Origin of the sequence: Mucilaginibacter sp. P25 (assembly GCF_050859465.1) — a bacterium.
GTDB classification, from domain to species: Bacteria; Bacteroidota; Bacteroidia; order Sphingobacteriales; family Sphingobacteriaceae; genus Mucilaginibacter; species Mucilaginibacter gossypii.
Genome location: NZ_CP193937.1, coordinates 4,206,866 through 4,226,488 on the forward strand (window position 1 = coordinate 4,206,866; position 19,623 = coordinate 4,226,488).

Below are 19,623 nucleotides of genomic sequence, written 5' to 3' on the forward strand. Positions count from 1 at the left end.
GGAATATAGTTATAAAACAGGTCCCTGATGCCCGGTTACTGATACTGGGGAAAGGCCCGGTAAGTAAAGTAATCGCCTGCTTGCAGAAGGATGCAAAAAGCAGTGTTGTGTTTAAAGGGCATGTGGGGAGGGATGAACTTTATGCCTGTTTAAGTAATTCGGCAGTGGCGGTATTCCCATCATATGCCGAAGCTTTTGCACTTGCGCCGTTAGAGGCCATGGCATGTGGAACAGCGGTGATCAATTCAAACCGAACATCCGGCACCGAACTTATTGATGATGGCGTTAACGGGCTGCTGATAGATCCAGACAATATTGAGGAATTAGCATCGGCAATAGTTACATTGCTCAATGAGCCTGAAAAACGCCTGCGCCTTGCTTTAGCTGGCAATGAAAAGGTAAAACAATGTTTTGATATCGATATATTGGCCAGGCAAACGTTGAAGTTTTACCAACAGGTGCTGGACAAATAGTTTTAAGTCGATAGTACTTAGCCTCAGCTCAAAAGTCCTATTTAGTTTTGACTTCAGACTGCCAACTATACGATACCATACCATACCTTGGTCAGTTAATCTGCTCTATAGCCAACTCGTTACGATAGGTGTTTCGCGTTTGAGACAACTCTTTATATTGTTTCAGATAAGCGTATTTAAGGCGTGTGTTTTTATAAATAACACGCGCTATAGCCAATCCTTCAGCTCCATCTAAAAAACCAAGCCTGATAATGTAATTGCGTAAAAAGCCAAAAGCGGGCGAGAAATATAGCTTGATAAACGTTGCCTTTTTACCGGCTTTGTAATATTTGGCTGCGCTTAGCTGTGCATAAAGAATAGCTTTACGCTTAAAGTCGTCAATATCGGTTACAGAGTGGTGTTGGATATAACCCGCTATGCTTTTGATCTCGGCATCGGAAGGCAAAAGCAAGGTTTCGTGTACCTCGGTTTCGCCCCATTTTACCAATGAACGATTAAACAAACGCACGTGATGATCATTTCCCCAATTACCAAAACGGATCAGCTTTTTGCCAAAGTATGATTTGAATTTGATATCGTAAACAACATTCGGTTTGTCAAAGGTTAAATTATGGAGCGATTTAATAAGCTCCAAATCAAGTACCTCATCAGCATCAATACTTAAGATCCAGTTGTAGCGGGCCTGGGCTACCCCTTTATTTTTGTTTGCTCCATATCCGCTCCAGCTTTTTTGAAACACCCTGCAGCCATAACGGGAGGCAATAAGCGGCGTGCCATCGGTACTGTCATTATCAATCACAACAATATCATCGGTAATTAAAGAAGCCATTTTTATACAATCTTCAATTAAGGCAGCTTCGTTTTTAGTAATGATCACAACAGACACCGGTACCATGCAGCAGTAGTATTATTAGTATATAAATTATTAAGGGCTTGTTATGCCCTTTTATAATATATATCGTGCATGTTCCGGGGATGGTTGCCTTAAGATAAATAAACCGGCGAAAAAACATTATGGATTTTGCTTATTCCATTCTGTTATATTAATCAGCTTGTCAGAAATGGCATTTCGACAATTCGGATTGGGGCACAGGATAATCCAGCGATCTTTTGCTTGTTCAATTATCGGACGTGTCCCGCAGGTTTTACAATTTTTTACAGGGAAGTTTGGGTTTATGTCGATTCTCATAAAAGGCCTTTAAAGCAGGCGGGGTTTACATGGTATTACGCTATAAATACACGTACAGGTTGCCTCATTGGCAAAAATATAATTATTTGCAAAGATTTTATTGAGGCTGTGTTAGCTTGTGCATATTTTGTATAAATGATTTCCGTAGGTGAGAAAAGTGTGCATGATTTTATCCAATTGTGAGAAAAATTTAAATTATTTTGCACAACGGGCAACCTTTTAATAATAGTTGCCGTGATGTGCGTAGATAAGGTTAAATTTATGTGTTTGATTCTGAGTTTATAACCCCCGTATGGGCGAAGAAGAGTTACATCAACTGATCAATGGCTGCGTAAAGCAGGACAGGAAAAGTCAGAAAATGCTCTATAAGGCGTTTTATGGATTTTCTATGGGCATTTGTCTCCGTTATGCAGGTAACCGTGATGAAGCTGCAGAAGTTATGAACCAGGGTTTTATGAAAGTATTTACCCATATAGACAGGTTTGATACTTCAAGGCCGTTTAAAGCATGGATTGGACGTATTATGATGAATGTTTCTATTGATTATTATCGTGCCAATTTAAAAATGGCCTATACCGAGGATTTGGAGAAGGCAGAAAATGTGAGTGAGGGAGACCTGACAGATAAAAATTTAAATTATGAAGACCTGCTGGCTATGGTACAGCAGTTGCCGCAGGCTTATCGTACGGTTTTTAACCTTTTTGCGATTGACGGTTATTCGCATGAAGAGATAGGGGAAATGCTAAATATTAATTCGGGCACATCAAAGTCAAACCTGCACAAAGCGCGTCAAAAACTAAAACAAATGATATTAAAAGCAGAGGAAACTGCTAATAAAACAAATTACAACAGGGGTATGGATATTAACCCAATTGTGGCCTATAATGGCATAGGTATAGATGTAAGGACAACCTTTTTTAATAATGGTATCAGAGGATGAAAAGCGAAGAAGATTTAGATAACATTTTTAAGAAGGGACTGGAAGACCCGGCAAATCATCGCGCGTTTAACGAGGATGACTGGAATGCGCTTGAGCAAATGCTTGACAAAGGCAAGAAACGTCGTGGAATTGTTTACTGGTTGCCAATTGCAAGCGGAATAGCAGCGATGTTACTGCTGTTTTTAGGATGGTGGTTTTTTAAACCTAATGTAAAGGATGATAATACAGCTGGGCAACAACAGGCTAAGGTTAAGCCCGCTGCGCCTAAAACAAATCCCGGAACCAGTGGCGGGAGTACGCCGCAACCACCAACAGACAGTTTATTAACAACCCGGCCAGCCGGGAACAGCAACATAGCTGCCAACAGCAATACAGGCAATCATGCTCACACAGGCCAGATAAGCTTAACACCATCTGTCGCCAGCTTCCACCGTAATATTCGCGGTGCAAACAAAAAGGGAATCAGCGGCCGGGATACCATTATGCAACACGATCGCGCCCTGATGGCAGGTGCTGAGCCGGCTAATAATAATGGTACCATTTCAAATTTACTGGTAAATAGAGCGTTATCACTTGATATACAATATTCTCCTTTAGCTGTTCCTGATTTTAAAACAAATATTGAAAGACAACCTATTCAAGCACCTGCAACGAAATCCAATAAAAAAATAATTAAACAGAGCTTTGGTTACCGGCCGCAATGGGCTATCACGGCCTTGGCTTCTTCTGATGTTAATGGTACAAATTCGTTCCAGGGCAAGGTTGGCAGCAATTATGGTTTGCTGCTTTCATTTGGTGCCACTAAAAAGTTAACAATTACAAGTGGTGTTGTGTATTCATCAAAACCTTACAATACAAGCTTTGCCAATTATCGCACTGCATATGTGTTTAAAAATGAGCCAACGGATGTAACGGCAGACTGTAAAATGCTTGATATTCCGGTTAATATAGCCTATCAGGTATATGGCAATTTTCGCAATAAATTATCGGTAGGCACTGGTTTATCGTCCTATCTGATGTTGCATGAAAAGTATACTTATAATTATGCCGATGGTGCTAACAGTGCTGCTTGGCCTCAAAATTATACCGTACCAAACAGTAAGGGGTATTTATTGAGCATTATCAATATAAATGCAACCTATGAACATAAAATAAATTCAAAAGTTGGTGTAAGTGTTCAGCCATATATGAAAGTGCCAATTTCAGGAGTTGGATATTCTGATATTAAACTGCAGTCTACGGGTGTAGCGGTGGGGGTAACGTATAATCTTAATTCGTTCAGCAAACCCTAAGCTTTTGTACAACCCTTACGGTAAGGCTAGCATTCCTCTTATACTAAATGGAATTATTATCTTGCGCCACATTTACCGTACAAGATCAATCGCCATGAAAAAACTACTGTTTTTTGCCCCTTTGTTATTACTGTTTTCATGTGGGCATGGCCCGGCACAGCAGCTCGAAAATAAAAAGCTCAATAGCCTTGCTGTTGAATATGTAAAGCTTGGCCTTGCAATAGGGCAATACGACGGCGACTTTGTAGATGCTTATTATGGGCCGGATTCATTGAAGCCAAAATCGGAGCCACTGAAAACTTTCCCTAAGGATAGTCTGCTGGCGTCGGCAAACAGCCTGATGAATGACCTGCGCACCATCGCCAATACTTCGAAAATTGATACCAATAAGATCCGCGCTAATTGGATGGCCGATCAGTTGGTTGCTTTCAGTCGCCGGATCCGTATTTTTTCGGGAGAGGAAAGGCCTTTTGATGAAGAATCGCGCGAGTTATTTGGTGTAGCTGCCCCGGTTTATACCGATGATTTTTTTAAGGGGCAGATAGCCCTGCTCGACAGCATTTTACCGGGTAAAGGAAACGTGAACGACAGGTTTCAAAAGCTGGCCAATAAGTTTATTATACCAAAAGATAAATTAGACCCTGTTATAAAAGCGGCTATTGCCGAAGCCCGCAAGCGCACAATTGCCCATTACCAACTGCCTGCCGGCGAAACATTTACGCTGGAATATGTAACTAATAAGCCATGGTCGGGTTATAACTGGTATAAAGGGGGTATAAGAGCACCGTACAGATCAATACCGATCTGAAGATTTTTATTGACCGTGCCATCGATGTGGGCAGTCATGAAAGTTATCCCGGACACCATGTATACAATATGTTGCTGGAGAAAAACCTTTACCATGATAAAGGTTGGGTTGAAATTTCTCTATACCCGTTGTTCAGTCCGCAATCGCTGATTGCCGAGGGCAGTGCCAATTACGGTATTGAAGTAGCTTTTCCCGGTGATGATAAAATAAAGTTTGCGAAAAACGTATTGCTGCCGCTGGCCGGTTTGGATACCGCCGGTGCCGACCTGTATTTCAAGGCCCTTGCTATAAAAGGCACTTTAAACTATGCCCGCAACGAGGCAGCAAGAGGCTTGATCAATAATACCATGAGCCAGGATAAAGCATTGTCGTACCTTAGAAAGTATTGCCTTATGAACGATGAGACTGCTCAAAAATCAATCAGCTTTATCAAAAAATATCGTAGTTATGTTATCAATTATAATTACGGCCAGGATTTGGTGAAAAACTACATTGAATCAAACGGAGGCACCACAAAAGCTCCCGCAAAACGCTGGGAGCTGTTTGGAAAACTGTTGAGCCAGGAGGTTGCACCTGTTAGTTTAGTGAAGAAATAAAAGTAAGGATTCCCTGTAGAGGATTCTTGTGATACATCTTGTAATGCCATGGCTTTATTAGCTATGGCATTTTTTATGGACGAAATGATATACGCAGGCAACGGATGAATATTTGTAAAATAATTTTTATTCATACATTTAGAGAGCACTGTTGCTAACACGCGCCGCGCCATGTATACTGAAATGCGTCGGGACCCAATTAACGCCAAATTTTACATTATAAATGATTAACACCCGGTATTTGATAGCCCTGTGCTTTGCGGCAGGCATTTATACGTCCTGTAAAAATCAGCAAGGCAATCAAAACAATAACTATAGTGGTTGGCCTGCCTATGCGGGTTCAAAAGAAGGGGTACGGTATTCATCCAATGATGAAATTACTTTAAATAATGTAAACAAACTAAAAGTGATGTGGACTTTTGGCACAGGCGATAAGGATACTGCCAATCTCAGCCAAAATCAATGCAATCCTATTATGGTTGATGGTATTTTGTATGGTACCAGTCCTAAATTGAAGCTGTTTGCGTTAAATGCTGTTACAGGCCTGCAAAAATGGCTGTTTGACCCCGCTAAGGATGATACTACTAATAATGGCGACCCTATGGCTTACTATAAAGTGAGCCGTGGAGTAATATACTGGCAAAATGATAATGGCGGCGAAAAAAGGATTTTCTACAGCGTGGGAGCTAAAACCTGGGCTATTGACGCCGAAAACGGCACTCCGGTGCGCTCATTTGGCAAGGGTGGATATCTCGACCTTACTAAGAATTTAGACAGGGATACCAAATCATTTGTCGCGGGAACTACGCCCGGCGTGGTTTATAAAGATGTGTTGATTGTTGGTGACCGCGTATCCGAATCAGCTGATGCGGCTCCTGGGCACGTGCGTGCTTACGATGCCCGGACAGGAAAGTTAAAATGGATCTTCCACACCATACCGCATCCCGGCGAAGTGGGGTACAATACCTGGAAAGATACAGCGGCTTACAAAAAATTTGGCGGGGCTAATAATTGGGCAGGGATGGCTTTGGATGAAAAGCGGGGGATCGTGTATATTCCCACCGGCTCGGTAGGTGGCGACTTTTATGGCGGGTTCAGGAAAGGGCAAAACCTGTTTGCCAATTCGTTGCTGGCACTTGATGCAGCTACAGGTAAGCTGAAATGGTATTACCAATTTGTGCATCACGACCTGTGGGACCGCGACCTGCCCGCCAATCCAAACCTTGTAACCATTGTTAAAGACGGTAAAAAGATAGATGCCGTAACACAAATCACCAAGCATGGTTATGTATTTATGTTCGACAGAACGAATGGTAAACCTATATTCCCAATAGTGGAAAAACCTGTGCCAACCAAAACCCTGCCCGGCGAAGAAGTTTGGCCTACGCAACCCATCCCAACTTTGCCGCAACCTTTCGCCCGGCAAATGTTTAATCCCGAAGATGTTACCGACCGTACGCCCGAAGTGCACAGGGAAATGCTGTCAAAATATAACCAGGTTAAAAACCGGATCATGTTCACCCCGCCAAGCAAGGAGGGAGGCTGGATCTTCCCCGGTTTTGATGGTGGGGGCGAGTGGGGTGGAGCTGCTGTTGATCCTGAAAGCAAGATACTATACGTAAACTGCTCTGAAATGCCATGGGCACAGGTAATGATCGATGTACCTAAAACCAACACTAACGATCATTCACCGCAGGCATTAGGACACGTAGTGTATAATACGAATTGCATTGGCTGTCACGGCGCCGAACTGAAGGGTAATGGAGCATCCTATCCATCGTTGGTAAACATCGGCAAAAAGTATACTGCCGATCAGGTGAGCGGTATTATTGCTGCCGGCCGCAACATGATGCCTTCTTTTAAACAGATTTCGCCCGCAGATAAAAAGAACCTGCTTGCTTTCCTGCTCAAGATTCCTGCAACTAAGGCGGCGAAAGAAGTAGCCAAAGAGCCAACCGGCAATCGCGTCGCCAGCTCGGAGGCGGAAAGGAAAATGGTTGATGAAGTCCCTTATGCCATGAATGGTTATAATCGTTTTTTAGATAAAGATGGCTATCCCGGTATAAAACCGCCATGGGGTACGCTCAATGCTATCGACCTCACATCGGGCAAGTTGCTTTGGAAAGTGCCGCTGGGTGAGTATCCTGAGTTAACCAAAAAAGGAATCCCTGTAACCGGCACGGAAAATTATGGTGGTCCGGTGGTTACCAAAGGTGGCCTGGTATTTATCGCTGCAACCAAAGATGAAAAGATCCGTGCGTTTGATAAACGTACCGGCAAAGTGGTTTGGGAAGCCGATTTGCCGGCGGCAGGTTACGCTACCCCTGCAACTTATTCAATTGATGGTAAACAGTACGTAGTTATTGCCTGTGGCGGCGGAAAAATTGGAAGTAAGTCGGGAGATAGTTATGTTTGTTTTGGATTAACCGACTAACACCTCTTTATGGATTTATTTGAAGCAGTTTTTGATTTGTACGAGCAGATACGCTTAAAGGCCGAAAGTGATTTTCAGGATCTGATCAAATGCCAGTATACGCAGCAATGTTACAGCGATAATGGCGCTTTTTGCCTTGTATTGGAGATCACTGTTTTAAAAAATATCTCTGATGATGATTATGGACTGGTGTTTGCTATTAACGCTCAAACAGAACCTAACCATCCCGATCATAAGAGCGATACAAATGGCATCTTTTTAATCGCCGATGTACATCATGGTGATAATAAGGCGATCAGTAATTTGGATGAGCTTGTTTTTGACCCACAAAATGAAGGTGCCGTTCAGCAGGTTTATGCTAAGATTGAGCAATTTGTTAAGCCTTTTACCAAAAGTGTGAGTGATTTGCTTGTACAGGGATATGATATTAAGGTAGAGGATAATTCGGTAAATTAGGAATAATCGCCCACATTAAAACAACGTCATTATAAGGTATGAAACAATGACGTTGTTTAAGGTCTTTTTGTTGACGGTCGCGAGCGGCCTTTCCTAAAACTTCTCCTCATAAACCGCTCCTCCCGGCGTTTCCAATTTATATTGCTTAACCTCCCCTGGCCCTTCAAATTCAAAACGGATGCCTACAATACGGCCCATGGTGTGAGCCTGTTTAAATTCAAAGATCTGTTTGTTGTTAAGATATATCTTCAGGTAGTGGTCTTTTACAGTACAACGCAGGTTTTGAAATTGCGACATATCTGTGCCAAAGGCACTCAGGTCATGGTTTTTTCCATCAACCCATTCTTCACCGGTTAAAATGCCCATATTGGCGATGCATCCTTTGTTTAATATGGGGATCACAATGGCGGTGCCGTTGCCTAAAATGGTGAGGTCGGCTTTGGCGCAGGCCGATTGACCGGGTGTTGAAATATTGCGCAGGGTGCAATCCATGGTGAAATTATCTGCATTAATTCCCGGAAATTCGCGAATGTTGGCAAACTTTACCCTGGTATTGTTAAAAACAGAAGTACCTAACTTTTGCTCCATTACATCAGCGGTAATTCCCATAAAGCCCTGCCCTTTAATTTCTTCCCGTGAAAGATAAACAGGTATGGGCTGGTGATCGATGATGCCTTTCCAGCCCTTGGTTTTAATAAATACCGATGTTTCCTTTCGCACATGTTTGTCTACGATGAGCTTAGCTATAAAATAGCCTGGGTCATAATAAATAGAGGTATACTGTTTGCCGTCACCGGATACCTGTTCGCGGCGATTAGGGTCCCATGATTGCTGAATAAAAACGCTATCAGAATGAAATGCTGAGGCGTCGTAATTAAATACAACCGAGTTAGGCAAATCGTCAGAAACTTTCCTGCTGGTGAATTTTATTGAGCCGGGATCAATAGGTTTATTGCGCTTGCTGCTCATGAAAAACAATGCGCCCAATACCAGCAGTAATGCGCTGCCAAACCATATATAGCGTAAACCGGGTTTTGAAAGCGGAACCAAAACTGCGGTATCTGAATCATTTATTTTAACCGGTTGCTCAATTACGCCGTTAACCTGGTGGCGCTGCCTGAAATCGCGCCAGCTGGTGTAGTCAAGGAAACAAGCAAGGGCGTTCAGCGTTGCTGCGTTAGGGAAGCTTTCGTAGCGCACCTTACCCCAGATCCTTTTCAGAGTTGATACACTGAGCTGTACCCGCGTTTTATCAAAGATCTGCTGGCTTAGCTGCTCAAAGTCATCATTACCCCAAATATCACTATCACCCCAATTTAAGGTTCGCTCAATAAGCTGCCGGCATAACAAAAGCAATTGTTTTTCCTTTTCCATTGATCTACAAGTAATAATGTGGTTTAAAAATCCCTAAAACGCTTTGAACAAACTTGAACTTAACTTGAAATGCCGCCCGTGCTTTATTGTAATGACAATTTGCAAGTTTTGATTAAAGTTAAAATCAAAACCCATGAACAACAAGATTTTATTGTTTGCCATACTAAGCATGACGCTTGGCGGCGGCTTTTGTTACAGTCAGCAAAAAAGAGTTACATATGATATTAACCAATTGCTGAAGGAAAATAAAATGGTGAAAGCCTACACCCGCCAAACTGTTAAAGAACTTACCGATGGCAATAAACAAGGCCTAACATTAGATGGTATTTTATGGCTTAAAGATGTGAATTTTAAGACAGGCACTATCGATATCGATTTACGGGGCAGAGATGTTTTTCAGGAAAGCTTTTTGGGTATAGCTTTTCACGGGGTTGATACTACAACCAATGATGTTATCTATTTCCGCCCTTTTAATTTCCAAACCACGGATACGCTTCGCCGCAAGCATACGGTACAATACATCAGCGAGCCGGATTTTCCCTGGGATAAACTCCGTAAGGAACATCCGCTGGTTTATGAAAATGCAGTAAATCCTTTTCCGCTGGCGGAGGCCTGGTTTCATGCACGCATTGTAGTTAATGCAGATAATATTGTTGTGTATGTTGACCATTCCCATCAACCATCGCTTACTGTAAAAAAACTGAATAACCGGCAAAGCGGGCTCGTTGGCCTTTGGTCGTCCGGGTTGCCGGGCGATTTTGCCAACCTTGTTATTACTCAATAAGTATAAACTAACCATCATCATGAAAAAATTTGTCTTAATGTTAACACTGTTCGCTGCCGTGGAAACACGGGCACAACAAAAGCACCAGGTATACAACCTTTCCGTTATAAACCCTAAACAATGGATCATTCCTAAAAACGATACGCTTGACTATGAGTTGGGCACTTTTTAGGGACAAAAAGCGCTGCTCATCAAACGGAAAATCGGCGACTACAAATCGGCCAGTTTAGCGTATAAACCGGGTTTAAATTTTAAGGACGGTATTATTGAAATGGATGTAGCTTGTGTAAATCCCAAAGGAGGTTTTGTTGGTTTGGCTTTTCATATCCGGGATGCCCATCATTATGAAACAGTTTATTTCAGGCCGGGGGCATCTGGTACCATTAACGCCATCCAGTACATGCCCGAAAAAAAGGCCGAGTTTAACTGGTGGGACTATGAGGCAACAAAATACCAGCCTAAAGCCATAATCCCGCAAAATAAATGGTTTCATGTTAAAGTGGTGGTTCGGGGCAGCAAAATGGAGGTTTATGCGGATAATGCCCCGAAGCCGGCTATGGTGTACACCCCGCTTGATCCGTCATTGAAAAGCGGTGAGGTAGGTTATTGGCATGGAAACTGCCCCAAAGGTGCTTACAAGAATCTTGTTGTAACGGCTTTTAACTAAGAACTATGGTGAGGGATTTGTGCGTTCTCTGTCCGGCCTTGCGAGGTTTTTAAATTTCGCAAGTCTTCAACTGCAAAAAATCGCCCTAACTACATCGATGTAGTAGAAATATATAGTCAAATGGCTGTCCGGTGCTTGTTTTTATTGAACCAAAATCTGCACTTTTATAACTTGAAATGTGCCCTGCATAAGCACTTTAACCAGTTACTTATAGTCTATGAAATTTAAACACCTGTACAAATCAGCAATTACTGCATGTTTATTAGCGCTAAGCCTCAATTCTTTTTCGCAAAATAGCTTTAAACCTCAAAAGGATGTATTGGCAACCATCAAAAAAAACTTTGCTGATGCGGGCATACAATATAAGTACATGGCCAAACAATTTGGACCGGAGCAGTTCCCTAAAACGTACCACCCTACTACCGATAAGTTTGAAACAAGCAATAGCAGCTGGTGGTGCAGTGGTTTTTATTCAGGTACATTACTAAATCTATATCAGCAAACTAAAGATGCTGAGCTGCTTAACCAGGCTAATGAAAACTTGAAAGGCCTCGAAAAAGAACAATATAATAAAGGGACGCATGACCTCGGCTTTATGATGTATTGCAGCTTCGGTACAGCAAACCATCTTGAGCCGAAACCTGAGTATAAAGAAATTCTGATTAATAGTGCCAAATCACTTTCAACAAGGTTTAACCCAACGGTTGGCTGTATCCGTTCATGGAATTCAAAGGCTAATGATTTTCTGGTGATCATTGACAATATGATGAACCTGGAACTGTTGTTTTACGCTACCAAGGCAACCGGCGACTCGAGTTTTTATAAAATAGCGGTTACCCATGCCAATACCACTATGAAAAACCACTTCCGCCCGGATTTTAGTTCGTACCACGTAATTAATTACGATGAACAAACAGGAGCGGTAAAGGAAAAGAAAACCGCGCAAGGCTTTGCTAACGAGTCGGCATGGGCAAGGGGACAATCCTGGGGGCTATACGGCTATACAGTTATGTACCGCGAAACTAAAGACAAAAAATACCTTGAGCAGGCAAAAAATATAGCGCATTTTATATTGACCAATCCAAACTTGCCCGCCGATAAAATACCTTACTGGGATTATAACGCACCAAACATCCCTAACGCGCTTCGCGATGCTTCTGCGGCATCAGTTATGGCCTCTGCCTTGTTAGAGCTTTGCCGTTACGTTGATAAAAAGGATGGTCAGGAGTATTTTAATACAGCTCAAACTATTATCAAAAACTTATCTGCACCGGCATATAAAGCTGATTTGAACAGCAACGGAGGTTTTATTTTGAAACACAGCGTGGGCCATTTCCCGGCAGGTACCGAAGTTGACGTACCTTTAACTTATGCCGATTACTACTTTGTTGAGGCTATGCAGCGTTATAAGGCTTTTGCCAAATAATGCTATATTTAGCCCATGGCGTTAGGTAAAGGCAGGTTAGAAGCATTTAGTGATGGCGTAATAGCCATCATTATTACCATTATGGTGTTGGAAATGAAGGTTCCGCATGGCGAAACCCTGGAAGCTTTGAAGCCACTTATCCCGGTTTTTTTAAGCTATCTGCTCAGTTTTGTATATGTAGGTATTTACTGGAACAATCATCACCATACCTTGCAGGCGGTACGCTCTGTAAATGGTAAAATATTGTGGGCCAACCTACACCTGTTATTCTGGCTATCGTTGATACCTTTTGTAACCGGCTGGATGGGAGAGACCCACCTCACCCAATGGCCGGTTTTCTTTTATGGTGTGGTGCTCATCATGAATGGTATTGCCTATCGCATCCTGGCGTTAATGCTCATTAAACATCACGGTGAAGACTCGTTAATAACAAAAGCCTTCGGCAATGATTTTAAGGGGAAAATTTCTGTGGCGCTATACGCGGTTGCTATTTTATGTACATGGTTAAATCCTGTTATCAGCGTGGTAATTTATGTAGTGGTAGCCGGGACCTGGTTCATACCCGATAAACGTTTTGAACGACTCCTCGAATCTTAACGGTTTCCTGAATTAAGATCGGGATCCCGGTATGATAAAAAGTACAGTAACCTTGCTTACTTGGTGCGCATAGTTAAAAAGCAGTTCACTTTTAACTATGCTTTATTTACCCAAATAGTTTATTCCGGCCACTTTTAATTTTTTAACAACCGCTGCTGCCACATCGCGCCCCTGCTGATTTCCGTTAACAATGGCATCATTAAAATGAATACCACCATAAAAGCGGGACAAAGAAGCTTCTTCAGCCGCCTGCTTAAATGATTTGAAGTCGCGGGGGCCAACACCATAGGGGATTTCCGAATCATCTGTGTAAGCAAAGTTATCACCCAACAGATAACTTAATACTCCAGCCGACGAATTTGACAACACGGCATGGCCGCTTGGATATTCCGGGAATGGCGGGGTTTGCAACATGGGTACCCATTTAATATCAATGTATTTGTTAATATAGGTTTCGGGACGGATGCCGTTACTGCGATATTTTTCGTCCCAGCAACTGATAAAAGCATCCATTTCGGTCATGGCAACCAGTGTTGCCACCTGTATAGATTTATCAAAACTAAGCCCGGCTTTTTTTACGGCAATACCGACAATGTTCATCCAGTGCCCACCCGGACTGATTTTTTAAAACCGATCATCATGTGCCCTGATGTGGTGACAGCAAAAGGGTTGCAATCCCAGAAGTTGGCAATCATGATTTGTTCAGTCGATAGATTTTTGGATACCTTGTAAACTGCATATGCTTCCTTGTAAAAGTCGCTGGTGCTGTCAGTGCTGAATACGGCGGGCCTTATAGGCACAAACTGGTTAGAGGAGTCGATAAACATAGGCCGAATGGTTTTCCAGTTAGGCTCAACGGCCTCCATGTACATTGGAGGGGTTGGGAACCAGTTTTTACCTCCTTTTATAGGTGAGTACCTGAGCCGACCGCTCAGTTTGTTGTAATTATCTGATTTGGAATAATTAATAACCTTGCCAGTCATTTCGGTGGCAGCTGCTATTGATTGTTTGATCACATCTTCGGTTACGCCGTTCTCTTTAAGAAGGGCTACATATTTAGCCTCATCATCCTGCAGCATAAAACCCGATGGGAGCATCTGCTTTCCCGTTTCCAGTATACAATACATAGCGGCTATGCGATAATCATATTTATCAGCCGGGATGCTGATCTGGTTATCCTGTGTGTAACTTTTGATAAAATTGCCAACCGGTATTATCTGTTTATTGTTTAGGCTAACCAAATTATAAGCACCCAGGGTTACATAGGCATAATAACGGGAAGCAGCGGGCGGGTTTACAACATCATGGATCATAACCGCCGAAATAGCATTTACAGCCTGATCGATATGCAGGTACGGAAGAATGTTTTTTTATTCTTTTGCGCATAAGCTGGTGTGCTTATAAGCGCTAAAAACAATATGGATATTTTTTGGATCATCTGTTTTAATTTTTGTTTCGAGTCCCAAGCCTTAAGTCAATAGGTACTCAAGATTCAGTACTTATAAAACTGTAACGCCTGGCCCGATGCACCTATCATTACATAATTTGCGCCGTTTATTTTTATTTCTGTGGCCGATTTTACGTCACCGTTTACTGATAGCCCTGCAACCGGTTGGCTTTGGTATGTGAAATTACCCTTCCCGTCGCCGGTAAGCAGGCAGCCATAATTTGCATCAAAGCTTCCCAATTTCAGGCGGTTATCTGAATGGTTGCCCAGCAGCAGGAAGTCTGTTTTACCGTCATGATTAAAATCGCCGGTGAGGATCTCTGATACCGACGAGATATTGGGCCTGCAACGGCAGCTCAGCTTTTACAAACTTTCCACCACGGTTCATGAACAGGCATGTTTCAACTTCATTAGCTGTAAGTTTAGTGGCTTTAGTAAGCTCTTCGGGCGTGAAAATATCTTTCATGGTAGCATCGCAATAAGCTTTATATGAAGCGAACCTTTTACGCATCGGGTAAATCTGGTCGTTCAGTTCGTCGCGGCTCACAAAGGGGTAGCTTACACCCTGTATATAAAAGTTAAAAAACGGATCGATTGAGCCGTTGCCGTCAAAATCGGCAAAATACATTTCGGCAGGCTCTGTTTGGCTGGCATGGATCTGTGTGTTTTCGCCAAGGTTGCCAGCAATAATATCAGGCTTGCCATCGCTATCCACATCGGTAATGGCTAGCGTGTTCCAGAAACCGCTAACGGGATGGTCAAAGTATTTGACTGTTTCATCAACAAAACCAGCTTTGGTGTTGGTAAATACCATGATGGACATAAATTCGCCGCATACTATCAGGTCTTTACGGCCATCGCCATTCAAGTCGGCCCATTGCGCATCTTTGATCATACCTATGCCTGTAAATGGTGCATCGGTAATTTCAAAATGACCACCGCCCGTATTGGTAAGCAGGTAGCTTTTTGGTGCAGATGGATAAGAACCCGGTGTAACGTTTGATCCGACAAACAGGTCAATTTTTCCGTCGTTGTTATAATCACAAGGGCGTACACATGATTTACTGCTGGCTGTTAATATCGGGAGGGAGGTGCTTGAAAAGCTGAAATTGCCTTTACCATCGTTTAGATAAAGCTTGTCCTGCAGCTCATTAGCGCCGGGTTCTAATAGTGAATAGCCGCCTTTGGCTATATACAGATCGGGGAAACCATCGCCATTGGCGTCAAAAAACGCCGCTGCTGATGTGTTTTCTTTGTTAACGTCCGATATCTCCTGAACGGCATAATTGCCGCCTGCTTTTTGAATAAATATTTTGCTCGGTGTATTCTGATCACCGGCAATAAATAGGTCCTCAAGACCATCTTTGTTTACATCAGCTTTGGCTATTACCGGTCCTGTTTTTGAGCTCATGAACAGCATCAAAGGCTGGCGTTTAAAATCGTTGATGCTATTTTCGGTATGAGTATAATCAATAGTCGGTTTAGCTAAACAAAAAACAGATTTGGTAATGGCTTTTCCATTGGTTTTAAATATAGGATTGCCTGTTTTATAGGTAATGTTTAAGCGTTGATTTGCTTTAACATTGCTAAGCAATTGCGATGTTTGATCGGGCCAGATGATCCGTACTGAATCTGCCTGCTGCTGGTCACCCAATCCAAAATTTAAAACTGTGGATACGCACGAAAGATATCCCCTGTTAGGGTTAACCTCCTGGTACTGTACTTGCTTACCGCTATATACAAATACTTTTGAACCTATGGCGTTTGTATTTCCTTCCGGTTGTTTAAGGTTTACGGCCAGGTAGCTCTTTTTACCGGTTTCCATGGTCATGTTTTGTAATATGGAAGCCTCGCTGTTGATATTATTGGTAACCAGGTCAAGATCGCCGTCGTTATCAAGGTCGGCATAAACAGAGCCGCTGGAAATGCCACCTTTATTGATCCCCCAATCTTGTTTTTTATCGGTGAAGGTAAGGTTATGATTATTTTGGAAAATATAGTTTGACAGGGTAGTAGAGGGCATAGCTTTAACCAGGTCCATGAGCAGGAATGGTTCGCGGTTCATAGCTTTTTTTAGCTTATAATCGCCCCAGTACCGTAAAAAATCCTTGTTGGTATAATCGCGGAAGTAACCGTTGGAGATGAAGATATCCTTGTAGCCGTCGTTGTCAAAGTCGGCAATTAGCGGGCACCAGCTCCAGTCTGTATTGGAAATACCTGCCAGCTGACCGATTTCGCTGAAAGTACCATCGCCATTATTAACCTGCAGCATGTTGCGCATATATTGTTTGTACAGGTTCTGGTTCAGCATCAGCTCAAACGATTCGTAGTTTTCCTGTAGTTGCAACAGCTTTTGACGCCGGTTATCAGGCGGCAGCATGTCAAGTGTCATCATATCAGGAAGGCCGTCATTATTGATATCAGCTATATCAACCCCCATTGAAAATTGTGACAAATGTTTGAAGCACTTTTTACTATCCTCGGTAAAAGTGCCGTTTCCGTTGTTTATGTAAAGGTAGTCGGGTTCGTTGTAATCGTTGGTTACATAAATATCCTGTAATCCATCTTTGTTCATATCAGCTATGGCAACGCCAAGGCCAAAGGTGAGGGGATTTTGAATGATGCCCGCTTTTTTGGATACATCAACAAAATGACCATCCTGGTTTTCAAAAAGTTTATTGCTGGCCAGTTCGTCGGTTTCGGCTTTGGCTTGCGCAAATTCAAGGTTGCTGATTTTTTTAACGTTATGGTTAAGCAGGAACATATCCAGCTTGCCATCATTATTATAGTCAAAAAATACAGCCTGGGTACTGTAGCCCGGATCATCAAGGCCGTATTGTTTGGCCATTTCAACAAATTTGCTGTTGCCTTTGTTGATGAAAAGCTGGTTGCGGCGTTTGGCATTATCACCAAGGCCGGAGTAACATACATAAATATCTAGAAGGCCGTCGCCGTTAACATCGGCCATGGTAACGCCGGTTTTCCAGTCGCCGGGCCTGCCCGCGAGGCCGCTGCCGGCTTGCTGGGTAATATCTTTAAATTTCAGGTTCCCTAAGTTGAGGTACAGTTTATTTTGACCAAGGTTGCTGGTAAAAAATAGGTCTTCGAGACCGTCATTGTTGATATCGCCAACGGCAACACCACCGCCATTGTACAGGTACTCATAGGAGAGCACATTGAGCTTTTCTGTCCTCAATCAGGTCATTGCGGAATTTAACACTGGTTTCGTCGGGGGTAAGCAGCTTAAAAAGCGGCTGCTGCGCATTACCGCGCATACTTTGTAATGTAAACAACGCAACAGTACAAAATGTAAAAGTGTTTAACCTTTTAAGTTTAAAATTAACGAGGGGAGAAGAACAACACATTATCAACAGATTTTATTTTTTCCGGGTCGCAGGGAGATTTAAATTTACTTATTTGTATTGATAATTGCCACCGGATTATTAATCCTTTTTGTTGTAAAAACCAAAAAACAAGGCTATGAAGCCATAGCCTTGTTTTTAAAATGAATTATATAGGGGTATTATTTATCCCACCATACACGTGATGAAAATTTATCACCACCAGATAATGATTGAACTCCGCTTGCTAAACCTTTAGGGTTTGTTGATGACAAGTTAATTGGGTAAATAACGCGACGCGGAATTTGAGTATCAAACTGAGCTGAGTAAACAACAGGTGTTAATACAGGGAAACCTGATCTTCTCCAGTTTGTCCAGTTTTCGTTAAACATGAACAAGGTTGAAGTTTCAACCCAGTACTCCATGTTAATTTGCTGGAGTGCGGTAGCACTAACCAATGGGTGTGTAGCAACATAAGCTGTGATGGCGGCAGCATCTACCGTAGCGGCCGAATTGATTTGCGCGACCGATTTCATGTTAGCAGCAAGAGCATTAGCATAATGCGTAGCAGCGTTACCTGTATTCCAGTTCCTGGTCGAAGCTTCGGCAAGTAACAACTCGGTTTCGCCATAAGTTAACAGCATGTTGATGGTGCTTTTATCAACAGGGTTAATGCTTCCGGATGAGGTGTAATAAACTTGGAGCCTTGGTCTTGAATATTTGCCAAGTGGTGCCGGAGCATCTGTAGCGCTTACAGCCGGAGTTGCGCCTGGGTAACCCGGTGCTTTTGATATATCAGTGGCTCCGCCGTTAAGATCATAGCCATTCGGCATACCTAACTGTTTACTGTAGGTATTATCACCAGCAAGCGATTCGTTTTCGTTAGCTGCTTTACCGTTACCCGTAGTGATTTCAGCAATTGCGCTAACTCGCGGATCGGTAGTTGATTTCATGTAATCGATCAAAGTTTTTGACCAGCGTACTTCACGGAAATCATCGGTAGTTAATAAAGCATTAACGATAGAATTGCTGTAACCATTCGCGTTATCTGTTTTTACTTTGGCGTTATCATCAACGCTGGCCATGGTACCACCGGCATAAGCTTTTTCAGCATATTTTTGCGCGGTAGCGGCATCAACTTTAGTTAAACGCATAGCAACACGCAGCATTAAAGAGTAACCAAACCGTTTCCATTTGGCAATATCGCCACCGTAGATCAGATCAGAAGTCGGTTTATCTTTTGCAGCATCAAGACCGCTTACTGCCGCGTCAAGATCTGCAAGCATAGCGGTATATATATCCTGCTGCTTATCAAACTTAGGGAAAAAGATACCCTGTTTTGCCATGCCTGCTTCTGAGTAAGGAACATCACCATAAGTATCGGTAACGCGTTGCAGGATAAGCACCTTCATAATAGTGCCTATTTTATTCAGATTTGAATACGCTGCATTGCTCGCTGTAAGGTTTTTCATTTCCTGTGCGTAAGTTTCAGCGCCATAGCCCTCACTATACACACGGCCAACATAATCGTTAAATGATCCGCTTTGCGTGTATTTATCGCCGTTACCATAATAGCCGAACGTTGAAGCTAATGATTGCGACCACATACTTTGAAAAAGTAACTGCGAGTAGCCCGTTTGTGAATAATTAAGTTCAGCCTGCGCTAAAAGAAAGTTTGGATTGAACACTTCGGCCGACGTTTTATTAGGGTCGGTATTTATTTTGGTGAAATCTTTGGTACAGCCGGCAAAAAGCGACGCTGCAATACAAAGACCACTATATATAAGTTTCTTTTTCAT

At 42.6% G+C, this 19,623-nt stretch carries 19 protein-coding genes; 12 read left to right on the plus strand and 7 right to left on the minus strand.

Annotation, left to right across the window (positions count from 1 at the left end; translation table 11 throughout):
- Positions 1-11: 11 nt before the first annotated feature.
- Positions 12-473, plus strand: coding sequence for a glycosyltransferase family 4 protein (locus ACRQ5D_RS21245; protein ID WP_432329824.1), 462 nt, complete (start codon positions 12-14; stop codon positions 471-473).
- A gap of 91 nt (positions 474-564) precedes the next feature.
- Here the strand turns inward: ACRQ5D_RS21245 and ACRQ5D_RS21250 are convergent, their stop codons facing one another.
- Positions 565-1,368 (minus strand): glycosyltransferase family 2 protein, encoded by an 804-nt coding sequence (locus ACRQ5D_RS21250; protein ID WP_091167877.1) that lies wholly within the window; start codon positions 1,366-1,368, stop codon positions 565-567.
- Between the two features lie 586 nt (positions 1,369-1,954).
- On the opposite strand from ACRQ5D_RS21250, the gene ACRQ5D_RS21255 reads away from it, so the two are divergent.
- The 6 genes from ACRQ5D_RS21255 to ACRQ5D_RS21280 all read left to right on the plus strand — a co-directional run bounded on the left by ACRQ5D_RS21255 (position 1,955) and on the right by ACRQ5D_RS21280 (position 8,188).
- Complete coding sequence (locus tag ACRQ5D_RS21255) at positions 1,955-2,602, plus strand: RNA polymerase sigma factor (protein WP_091167875.1); 648 nt, start codon at positions 1,955-1,957, stop codon at positions 2,600-2,602.
- On the plus strand, positions 2,599-3,894 hold the full coding sequence (locus tag ACRQ5D_RS21260; RefSeq protein WP_091167872.1) for a hypothetical protein: 1,296 nt from the start codon (positions 2,599-2,601) through the stop codon (positions 3,892-3,894). The genes ACRQ5D_RS21255 and ACRQ5D_RS21260 overlap by 4 nt, the downstream gene beginning before the upstream one ends.
- A 94-nt stretch (positions 3,895-3,988) precedes the next feature.
- Entirely contained in the window at positions 3,989-4,702 is a 714-nt protein-coding gene (locus ACRQ5D_RS21265) for a hypothetical protein (RefSeq protein WP_431200347.1), read from the plus strand.
- Between the two features lie 26 nt (positions 4,703-4,728).
- Positions 4,729-5,298 carry a hypothetical protein gene (locus tag ACRQ5D_RS21270; protein WP_431200348.1) on the plus strand — a complete coding sequence of 190 codons (570 nt, stop codon included), beginning with the start codon at positions 4,729-4,731 and terminating at the stop codon, positions 5,296-5,298.
- 223 nt (positions 5,299-5,521) lie between these two features.
- The gene (locus tag ACRQ5D_RS21275; protein WP_091167866.1) at positions 5,522-7,732 is read left to right on the plus strand and encodes a PQQ-binding-like beta-propeller repeat protein; all 2,211 of its coding nucleotides are present in this window, start codon (positions 5,522-5,524) and stop codon (positions 7,730-7,732) included.
- Between the two features lie 9 nt (positions 7,733-7,741).
- Positions 7,742-8,188 carry a hypothetical protein gene (locus ACRQ5D_RS21280; RefSeq protein WP_091167862.1) on the plus strand — a complete coding sequence of 149 codons (447 nt, stop codon included), beginning with the start codon at positions 7,742-7,744 and terminating at the stop codon, positions 8,186-8,188.
- A 93-nt stretch (positions 8,189-8,281) separates the two neighbouring features.
- Here the strand turns inward: ACRQ5D_RS21280 and ACRQ5D_RS21285 are convergent, their stop codons facing one another.
- Positions 8,282-9,562: a hypothetical protein gene (locus tag ACRQ5D_RS21285; RefSeq protein ID WP_091167859.1), complete on the minus strand. Its 1,281-nt coding sequence runs from the start codon at positions 9,560-9,562 to the stop codon at positions 8,282-8,284.
- A gap of 133 nt (positions 9,563-9,695) precedes the next feature.
- Between ACRQ5D_RS21285 and ACRQ5D_RS21290 the strand changes: the two genes are divergently transcribed.
- From ACRQ5D_RS21290 to ACRQ5D_RS21310, 5 genes are all read left to right on the plus strand, one after another.
- Positions 9,696-10,346: a hypothetical protein gene (locus tag ACRQ5D_RS21290; RefSeq protein ID WP_143020755.1), complete on the plus strand. Its 651-nt coding sequence runs from the start codon at positions 9,696-9,698 to the stop codon at positions 10,344-10,346.
- Positions 10,347-10,365: 19 nt separating this feature from the next.
- Complete coding sequence (locus tag ACRQ5D_RS21295; protein ID WP_176844454.1) at positions 10,366-10,518, plus strand: hypothetical protein; 153 nt, start codon at positions 10,366-10,368, stop codon at positions 10,516-10,518.
- 99 nt (positions 10,519-10,617) lie between these two features.
- Positions 10,618-11,013 (plus strand): hypothetical protein, encoded by a 396-nt coding sequence (locus ACRQ5D_RS21300; RefSeq protein WP_091167854.1) that lies wholly within the window; start codon positions 10,618-10,620, stop codon positions 11,011-11,013.
- Between the two features lie 217 nt (positions 11,014-11,230).
- The gene (locus ACRQ5D_RS21305) at positions 11,231-12,439 is read left to right on the plus strand and encodes a glycoside hydrolase family 88 protein (RefSeq protein ID WP_091167851.1); all 1,209 of its coding nucleotides are present in this window, start codon (positions 11,231-11,233) and stop codon (positions 12,437-12,439) included.
- A gap of 15 nt (positions 12,440-12,454) precedes the next feature.
- On the plus strand, positions 12,455-13,036 hold the full coding sequence (locus ACRQ5D_RS21310) for a TMEM175 family protein (RefSeq protein ID WP_091167849.1): 582 nt from the start codon (positions 12,455-12,457) through the stop codon (positions 13,034-13,036).
- Between the two features lie 102 nt (positions 13,037-13,138).
- Here ACRQ5D_RS21310 and ACRQ5D_RS21315 read toward each other — a convergent pair whose 3' ends face one another.
- From ACRQ5D_RS21315 to ACRQ5D_RS21335, 5 genes are all read right to left on the minus strand, one after another.
- Positions 13,139-13,636, minus strand: a complete 498-nt coding sequence (locus ACRQ5D_RS21315; protein ID WP_432326506.1) for a vanadium-dependent haloperoxidase — start codon at positions 13,634-13,636, stop codon at positions 13,139-13,141.
- Complete coding sequence (locus tag ACRQ5D_RS21320; protein WP_432326508.1) at positions 13,633-14,349, minus strand: hypothetical protein; 717 nt, start codon at positions 14,347-14,349, stop codon at positions 13,633-13,635. Before ACRQ5D_RS21320 ends, ACRQ5D_RS21315 begins: the two co-directional genes overlap by 4 nt.
- A 179-nt stretch (positions 14,350-14,528) precedes the next feature.
- Positions 14,529-14,723, minus strand: a complete 195-nt coding sequence (locus ACRQ5D_RS21325) for a hypothetical protein (protein ID WP_432326510.1) — start codon at positions 14,721-14,723, stop codon at positions 14,529-14,531.
- A gap of 58 nt (positions 14,724-14,781) precedes the next feature.
- The gene (locus ACRQ5D_RS21330) at positions 14,782-17,679 is read right to left on the minus strand and encodes a VCBS repeat-containing protein (protein WP_432326512.1); all 2,898 of its coding nucleotides are present in this window, start codon (positions 17,677-17,679) and stop codon (positions 14,782-14,784) included.
- Between the two features lie 327 nt (positions 17,680-18,006).
- Positions 18,007-19,623: a SusD/RagB family nutrient-binding outer membrane lipoprotein gene (locus ACRQ5D_RS21335; protein ID WP_091167840.1), complete on the minus strand. Its 1,617-nt coding sequence runs from the start codon at positions 19,621-19,623 to the stop codon at positions 18,007-18,009.